Origin of the sequence: Grimontia sedimenti (assembly GCF_011045095.1) — a bacterium.
Lineage (GTDB): Bacteria > Pseudomonadota > Gammaproteobacteria > Enterobacterales > Vibrionaceae > Enterovibrio > Enterovibrio sedimenti.
On the sequence record NZ_JAALDL010000036.1, the window covers coordinates 1 to 7657 of the forward strand.

The following is a 7657-nucleotide window of genomic DNA, read 5'->3' on the forward strand; positions in this document are numbered from 1 at the left end:
AGCGGTGGCTGATTTCAGTGAAGACACTGTTGTGCAGGATGTCATTGAAGTGACAGCGTCTGATGGTGTAACGACGACAGACATTGTTATTACTATCGGCGGGTCTCAAGATGCGATTGATGCATTCCTGGCAAGCAACTCGGTCATATCTGGTGATTTTTCAGGTCAAGTCACTGAGCGTGATCCCGGCGAGTCATCGACTGTGACAGGGAAGATCTCAGTGTCAGATCCTGACTCTACAGATTCTCCTTCGTTGGTATACGAGAGTGTGGATGGTACTTATGGCACATTCTTACTCGAAGACGGTGCTTGGTATAACCTTAATGAGGATCGTTGGACATATACCCTGAACAACGACAGCGTTCTGGTCCAGGCTTTGGCTGAAGGCCAGAAAGTAGAAGACACATTCACTGTAAAAGCGACGGACGGAAAATCCCAACGGATTGTTATCACAATTGTTGGTTCTGATGACGCGCCGGTAGCGACAGGAGATACATCAGCTCAGATAAACTTGTTCCTCGATCAAGGCTTTGAGGGTGACCTCTATGAGGTGAGAGGATGGAGGAGAGGTGATGGCTATTCGATTATTAGTGGTTTTAATGGCATTAATATCCTCACCGATGGAACAACCCTGCAGTTTATCGATAATGATTCAACGGTCGACCGAGGTGGCATCGACTATCCAAATTTTTACACATATGAGGTTGATGATACTCAGCGAGTTATCATTGATGGCAAAACCTATTCCTATATGGTCTGGAACACAGCGAAGTACAGATTTTCGGGTCGAGTCGTGACTGCTGCGCAGATTTATGTAGATTTGGACGGTAACGGAAGAACACCCTATGTTTGGAGTGACTCGAATGAATACGCGGCATTTTTAGTGCCAGTGTCGGGTTCATTTGTTAAAGGTACTTCCGCAAGTACAGTAACTGGCTCGGCAGAAACCCCGACACTCACTTATACCGAGCTGGGTGCTACGATGTCCTCCTTTGATGCCTCAGGCAGCATTGGCGTCACAGACGTTGACTCGGACAACTCCTCGGTAACGTTCGATGGCACAGGGCCTTATGAGGGTAACTTCGGTTCTTTGGTGATTGTCAACGGTACTTGGACATATACGGTGAATGATACAGCGGTGGCTGATTTCAGTGAAGACACTGTTGTGCAGGATGTCATTGAAGTGACAGCGTCTGATGGTGTAACGACGACAGACATTGTTATTACTATCGGTGGGTCTCAGGCAGCTATTGACCAATACCTCAACCCACAACCCCCTGAGTCTTTTAACCTTCTGACTGTGGAATCAGGTTCGTCCGAGACGCTTACTTTCCCTGTTTCGCTGGAATGGGAAAAGTCTGAGCTGGCCACGGGATACACTGTTTGCCGTCAAAATGCAGACTTTGATAACGACTGCGAACCATTAGGTACAACGGATGGGGCGCTGGAGCTAACAATAGGTATGACGGGTGCTTTGTCTGCGTTGTCTTCAGAGTTCTTTATTATTTCAACAAACAGCGTAGGCTCTGCGTCGTCTAACTTGCTCTCTTTGTCTTCAACCGATGCAAATGATTTGATCGCCAGCATTAAAGCTTCAGATCCTAGTCAATCTGCGAGGTTTGGCTATTCGGTATCAATTTCACGCGACGGTACAGTGTTTGCCGCAGGCGCGCCTTATAAAAATACCGCACGAGGTGCTGCTTATATCTTCCGCTTTACAGATGGCTTATGGCAACAAGAGGAACTGCTGACATCGCCCAATATTGACGCAAATGATTTTTATGGCTGGGCAGTGGCATTATCTGAAGACGGCAATACATTGGTCGTCGGTGCACCGCAGGAAGACGGAAGTAATTTGAGTGTATCCTCATCCTCTTGCTGCTATAACAACGACTCAGGTAACTCGGGAGCCGCCTATGTGTACCGTTTTGAGAATGATGCATGGGTATTTCAGCGTTACTTGAAAGCGGACAATGCCGGTTCTGATGATAGGTTTGGCCGAAGTGTTGCGTTGTCGTCGGATGGTAATAAGGTTCTCATCGGCGCGCCGGGAGAAGACTCGAGTACTACAGGCATCAACAGTATTTCCAACAATTTGTTAAGCCGCTGGGCTGGAGCAGCATATCTATTCAGTTTTAACGGTAGCACTTGGACTCAAGACCTATATATCAAAGCCTCTAATCCAGGAAGCTTAGATAAATTTGGGGAATCGGTTACGATGTCCGGAGATGGCAATACGCTTGCCGTTGGTGCGGTTGGAGAAAGTTCCAGTACAACCGGTATCAACACTACGCCAAACGATGCCTCGACGAATGCTGGTGCAACCTATGTATTTGAAAACAGTGATGGCAGTTGGGCGCAACAGGCTTATGTGAAGGCTTCCAACGCCGGTGGTGGTGATCAGTTTGGTATGTCAGTGAGCCTTTCTTCTGACGGAAACACGTTGGCAGTTGGTGCTATGTATGAAGATTCCAATACAACAGGCATTAACAGTACACCAAACAATTCACTCAGTGATACCGGTGCAGCCTATGTGTTCCAACGCAACGTTGACTCTTGGTCTCAACAGGCTTACGTCAAAGCATCGACGGTTCATAGTGGCATGTGGTTTGGTAATAGCGTTGCAATGTCACCGAATGGAACATCGCTCGTTGTTGGTGCTTGGCGTGAGGATTCCAGTAGCGTAGGTATTAATAGTACGCCAAATGTGTCAGCGCCACAGTCGGGCGCAGCATACCTCTTCAATTTTGATGGCAGTGAATGGTCGCAAGGCGCCTATTTGAAGTCACCAATGCCAGATTGGAATGAATACTTCGGTAACTCGGTTGATGTGTCAGATAATAACAATGTCATTGTTGGTGCTCCTGATGAAGGCTCTTCTAGTACAGGATTTAGATCTGGAGAAGTCTATCTCTATTAGACATTAAATTGGTCAAATTATAGAACAAGCGAGTCCTCTACTTTATCTTTCAATTCGTCCATGCATGATTGATGAGGTATGAGGGCTCCTTTCATATTTGTAGCGCTAAATTAATGTATTTCATTCTTGGTTTGAAATCTCTTTAAGGAGATAAATAATGAACTTTAAAACAAAGATTTCTATTAAGGTGTTTTCTGCCCTAAGTTTATTTTTGCTATCCCATGGGTCTTTAGCAGAAGAAATGAGCAAGCCCACATTACAATACCCTACCTATTTTTTTGGTATTAATGGTGGTTATCAAGTGGCTGATGATGGTGCATATAATAGTAGTGACCCAAAGAGTGGTATTTTTGAAATTAGTGGAGGGATTCAGTTTAGGCCTCAGTGGAGCGTGCTGCTAGGGTATCAATTTCATGGGGAGTTGGATGCTAAAGCAACTGGCGTAAAAGTGAATACAAATCTTGCAAAAGCGGCTTTGCGCTATGGGTGGGATCTAGAAAACGACTTTACTATTTATGGTCAGATGGGGATGGCTTACTGGGACATGGAAAAAAGCAAGTTAGTCGACCCAACCTCAACGCTAATGGGGTTTCACTTCTCACTGAAGTTGGTCTTCAGTACAAGCTAGAACCTAACATAAACCTTAGTGTGGGCTACCAGTTTATCGATGACATTGGCGACAATAAAACAGACAAGTACGACAGCCATGCTCTTATGGTTGGTATAGACTATTTTTTTGGCGATTAAACAGAGGCTTATGCTTTTCTGAACGGTGGTTGAACATCACCGTGGATTGTTTTGGAAAAGCATATGTTTATACCATTGAAAAAGAGGGAGCCGTGTTTTGTAGCTCCCTCTATCATAATTTTTATTGCTTACTTAATAGCATATTCTTTAAAACACCAGTGAGTCCATACTGAAATCGTCAATGGAACACGTTTTTGGTAGTTTGGCATGTTTTTTAAACGCTCGAATTCTATGGTAAAAATGGCGAGCTGTTTGTCTTTAGGGACATCAGGGCCTTTATTCCATTGTCGACATAGATAGTTACCATATCCTGATAGAACCTTGGTGTTTTTGGTTGAGGAAATTCTTCCTAAGTATTTCCGCCACCGATAATTTTTGAAATCCGCAGATAAGAGTTTCGGGTATGTGCGTATCGGTTCATCAAAAGTCATACGGTACACATCTACAATCTCACCACCGCGCGTTTTCCCTTCAATGACTGGCATCTGTGAAAACTTAAAAGGGTAGGGAGCAAACATATCCCAGCGTTGATCAAGGCGGAGTGTTTCAGCAATGGCTGAAACATGCTTAGGGTACTTGATATTCCATTGATGGATGCCTGCGATATTGTAATAGGTGACGATATAAAGCGTACTCAGGCCAAGGCCATTTTCAACCCAGTTAGCCTGCTCTTTGACCTCTCTGTATGGAAGGAAGCGTTCCGTTATTTGACCCATTGTCGCTCGGTTGTTTGCTATCCATCCGTAGAGTCTGTTGCCTGCTTTAAGGACGGGTTTCAAACCCATTACCGTTCCGATTGGCCGGAAAAGAATAGAGATCCGAAAGAGGTATTGTACGGCATTCCAATGGGTATGCAGGCCGCCTTTATGGTCACGCAACACCCAGCTGTTTTCACGTTCCATAATCGGATAAATGTCTGGGTTTGTCTGGGCCGGCAGTATTTTGACGCTCTCTGGCAGTAGGAAACTTCTCAGGATCAGACATGTTTTTTTGCAAAAGCCGCAGTCCTCATCATAGAAGATGGTTACGTCTCTCCGTTTAGCGCGATCATTAATTCTCGCCACCCAAGACCAGCATACCCCAGGAATCAATAAGCTGAGCGACATGAAGTCGATAAAAGGGAACAGTACGATATGTAGTGCGAGAAAGAAAGTCGTGTGCATTGCGACCAGTAACGCCAAAGTGAAAAGACGAAGGGGAACATGGAAGATCGGCGAGAATACTAGGAATAGGGCCACAATTTCTAAGTACCACACGAAGTAAGTACCAAGTGTCAGTAGCGCTGGAAAATCTCTCATCCAAACACCGAAGACAGTCGCCATCTGATCGAGATGAACAGCATAGTAAGCTGCATCCATAGTCACACGCCATTCATCACCCGTTTTCAAAATCGCAGTGAAGAAATATAGGTACATGACCTGAAGTAATGCACCTACTGACACTATCGAGAAGTAATTATGGCTTGTGGGTTCTGCGTTCGGTTCAGTTTGATATCGTCGATTTAGGGCTGAATCGATAGAGAATCTGGCTCCTATTGGCAGTAAAATGGCCCAAAAACACATTACGGTAAGTAGGGAGTCGCCCCCAGCTCCTAGGACAGCATTCCGATTCATAATGGAAAGCAAAAATATCCAGCTGATGAAAGCCATCAACCGAGATCTAAAGCCAATGAGTAACAGAAACGCCACCAAAAAGGCGACTATGAATAGCAAAACGACGAACCACTCACTACCACTTGCCCAATAAATGGACCAGCGAAAATCTGAAGCATATCCCATTGACGCGGAGCGGGTTAGAACGCCTTCGTCTGTGTAAAAGGCTTCAATATCGCGCGCTCTGCTGATGAGGTCCACCATAATTAATATTGCTAGAGCGATACGGAATAGCGCCAGCGACCTCAAATCTATGCCGAATATTGTTTTAAATGATGTCATTGTTCGCCACAATTTTTTATCCTCCTAAACCTACTTATGCCAGGGAGACCTCTCCAGTTTTTCTGTTAGTAGCGTTTATGTAAATAGTATCGGATCATTTTTCTATTTGTGGGTGCAATGGGTTAAAAAATGGAGTTTATTATTGTTTTTCTAATTTGTAATACCTGGTGAGGTTATATTGGACAGCTATGTCTAGCTAATTTTAACGTATGAGATGTTCTTAAACTTTAAAATTTTTGTTCGATAAAATAACGGTGAGAAATGCATGGTCTCTATTGGAGGATATAGCTTTTTTAAAAACGATGAATTTCGATTTTTTGTATTTTTTAAAGCATTTTATATTCATCAACCACCACCTAAAAAAGAGAGTGTTAATCCATTCTTTCTGAGCTTCCGTACTACCAAATCCACATCTAAAGGAGTGAGCCGTGTTTTCATTGTTCAAAGACAGAACCGCAAAGAAACTTAAGAAGAAACACTCGATGTTGCTGGAACAAGCGATGCAAGCCCAGAGAAGGGGTGACATCAGAATGTATTCAAAACTGACCGCAGAAGCAGAAGATGTGTTCAACGAATTCAAACAGGCAAGTGAGCAGCAATCCTGATGCTCAAAGGGCAAATCATGTATTGCGGGAGCTAAATTTGATGGATTTTAGTGACGAAGACCTTTCTAGAATCATTGAAATGGCGTGGGAGGACAGAACGCCATTTGAAGCTATCGATAATCAGTTTGGTCTGGGAGAGCCTCTACTCATTGGCTTGATGCGTCGTTCACTAAAGCCGAGCAGTTTCAAAGCCTGGCGTAAACGCGTGTCTGCAAGAAAAACCAAGCATCAAAAGTTGCGTCCTGTCGAGGTTAGTCGTGGTTATTGCCCAACACAGTACAACCAGCGATGAAAGCGACAAAGCGTTACCGGGGTAACAAGGCACACCTGCCAACCAAAATCTGCGTTGTTTGTGAAAGGCCATTTTCCTGGAGGAAAAAATGGACTACTTGTTGGGACGAGGTCAGATATTGCTCAGAAAGGTGTAGAAGAGAAAAGAAAAAGGCAGGGTGATCCTGCCTTTGAACTAAACGGAGAGTGCGCATTGCGAGTAAGCTGCTGCTAGTTGTCCAGGTAACGTGCCATCAGATGCTGCTTAAAGTGCTCAGCATTGAGTGGTTCACCAGTCGCTTGAGTCACTAACTCATCTGTTGAAAGCTTTGATCCCTTCGACCAAACGTTCTCTTTCAGCCATTCGCTAATCGGCGCGATCTCCAGCTGTTTCAGGCAGGTGTCGACATCAATTGTCTTGCGCATTGCTGCCATAAACTGTGCCGCATACATAGCACCCAGCGTGTAGCTTGGGAAATAGCCAAATGAGCCGTCTGTCCAGTGGATATCTTGCATACATCCATCAGTGAAATTACCTTCGGTAGAGATACCAAGATATTCCTCCATCTTTTGATTCCAGATGCCAGGAATGTCATCAACCTCAATGGCACCTTCAATCAGATCGCGTTCGATTTCGTATCGCAGAATAACGTGCGCAGGGTAGGTGACTTCATCTATTGCCATAATGCGTTGTTTCATAGAGGAAGCCCTGAAGTTCCGTATCGCCTTTAACGTCTTGGTCAGAGTGGTAGTAAAGGCGAAGATATCCATCGACCCATTCATTGATGATAGGAGCCAGTCCGTTGTCGTCGTGCTGCGGGTACTCATCAAGCTGTGCAAGGATTGGGTCGGCCATGCGATCAATCGGTGTGCTGTGCTCGAAGAAATGGTAGTGATTTTTTCTTCGCAGCGTGGCGTTCACAAAGGTTGTGCTGCTGAAACCAGACAATCTCTGAATTGCGCCGGTTAGCAGGCCATTGTGTGGGTTGCCATAGGTATACTCATACCCTTCAAAAAGCCGCGCCCCAGCGAAGTTCGGGTCGGCATCATTCACATCGAAGTTGTATTCCTGCTCGTCTAATCCTCCTCGATATCGCCATTCATTGGCGTTCGCGACGTCTTCACATTGAACATTTCCGTGAACAACAGCGCCGGGAAGTTTGAGGTATTCAAATGTGTTT

General features: G+C 44.9%; 6 protein-coding genes and 2 pseudogenes. 5 read left to right on the forward strand and 3 right to left on the reverse strand.

Annotated features, from left to right (window positions below; genetic code table 11):
• Both G5S52_RS23215 and G5S52_RS23220 read left to right on the forward strand, forming a co-directional pair.
• Positions 1 to 2920 (forward strand): VCBS domain-containing protein (locus G5S52_RS23215; protein WP_165018835.1); only part of this gene is annotated, 2920 nt, incomplete at its 5' end.
• Between the two features lie 241 nt (positions 2921 to 3161).
• Positions 3162 to 3667: pseudogene (locus G5S52_RS23220) on the forward strand (outer membrane beta-barrel protein).
• A gap of 128 nt (positions 3668 to 3795) precedes the next feature.
• Here G5S52_RS23220 and G5S52_RS23230 read toward each other — a convergent pair.
• Positions 3796 to 5601, reverse strand: coding sequence for a DCC1-like thiol-disulfide oxidoreductase family protein (locus G5S52_RS23230; protein ID WP_165018841.1), 1806 nt, complete (start codon positions 5599 to 5601; stop codon positions 3796 to 3798).
• Positions 5602 to 6029: 428 nt separating this feature from the next.
• Here G5S52_RS23230 and G5S52_RS23235 point away from each other — a divergent pair, with 428 nt between their 5' ends.
• From G5S52_RS23235 to G5S52_RS23245, 3 genes are read left to right on the forward strand one after another with little or no spacing between them, the layout of a single operon-like run.
• Positions 6030 to 6206 carry a DUF6435 family protein gene (locus tag G5S52_RS23235; RefSeq protein ID WP_165018843.1) on the forward strand — a complete coding sequence of 59 codons (177 nt, stop codon included), beginning with the start codon at positions 6030 to 6032 and terminating at the stop codon, positions 6204 to 6206.
• Between the two features lie 40 nt (positions 6207 to 6246).
• A complete protein-coding gene (locus G5S52_RS23240) occupies positions 6247 to 6498 on the forward strand; it encodes a TIGR03643 family protein (protein WP_165018845.1) in 252 nt (83 codons plus the stop codon).
• Complete coding sequence (locus G5S52_RS23245) at positions 6495 to 6659, forward strand: DUF2256 domain-containing protein (RefSeq protein ID WP_083939975.1); 165 nt, start codon at positions 6495 to 6497, stop codon at positions 6657 to 6659. Before G5S52_RS23240 ends, G5S52_RS23245 begins: the two co-directional genes overlap by 4 nt.
• A 48-nt stretch (positions 6660 to 6707) precedes the next feature.
• On the opposite strand, the pseudogene G5S52_RS23250 reads toward G5S52_RS23245, so the two are convergent.
• Together G5S52_RS23250 and G5S52_RS24125 are read right to left on the reverse strand one after the other, a co-directional pair.
• Positions 6708 to 7220: pseudogene (locus G5S52_RS23250) on the reverse strand (hypothetical protein); the annotation flags it as partial.
• A partial coding sequence (locus G5S52_RS24125; RefSeq protein WP_268895557.1) for a lipoxygenase family protein occupies positions 7147 to 7657 on the reverse strand: 511 nt, incomplete at its 5' end. The pseudogene G5S52_RS23250 and the gene G5S52_RS24125, both read right to left, overlap by 74 nt.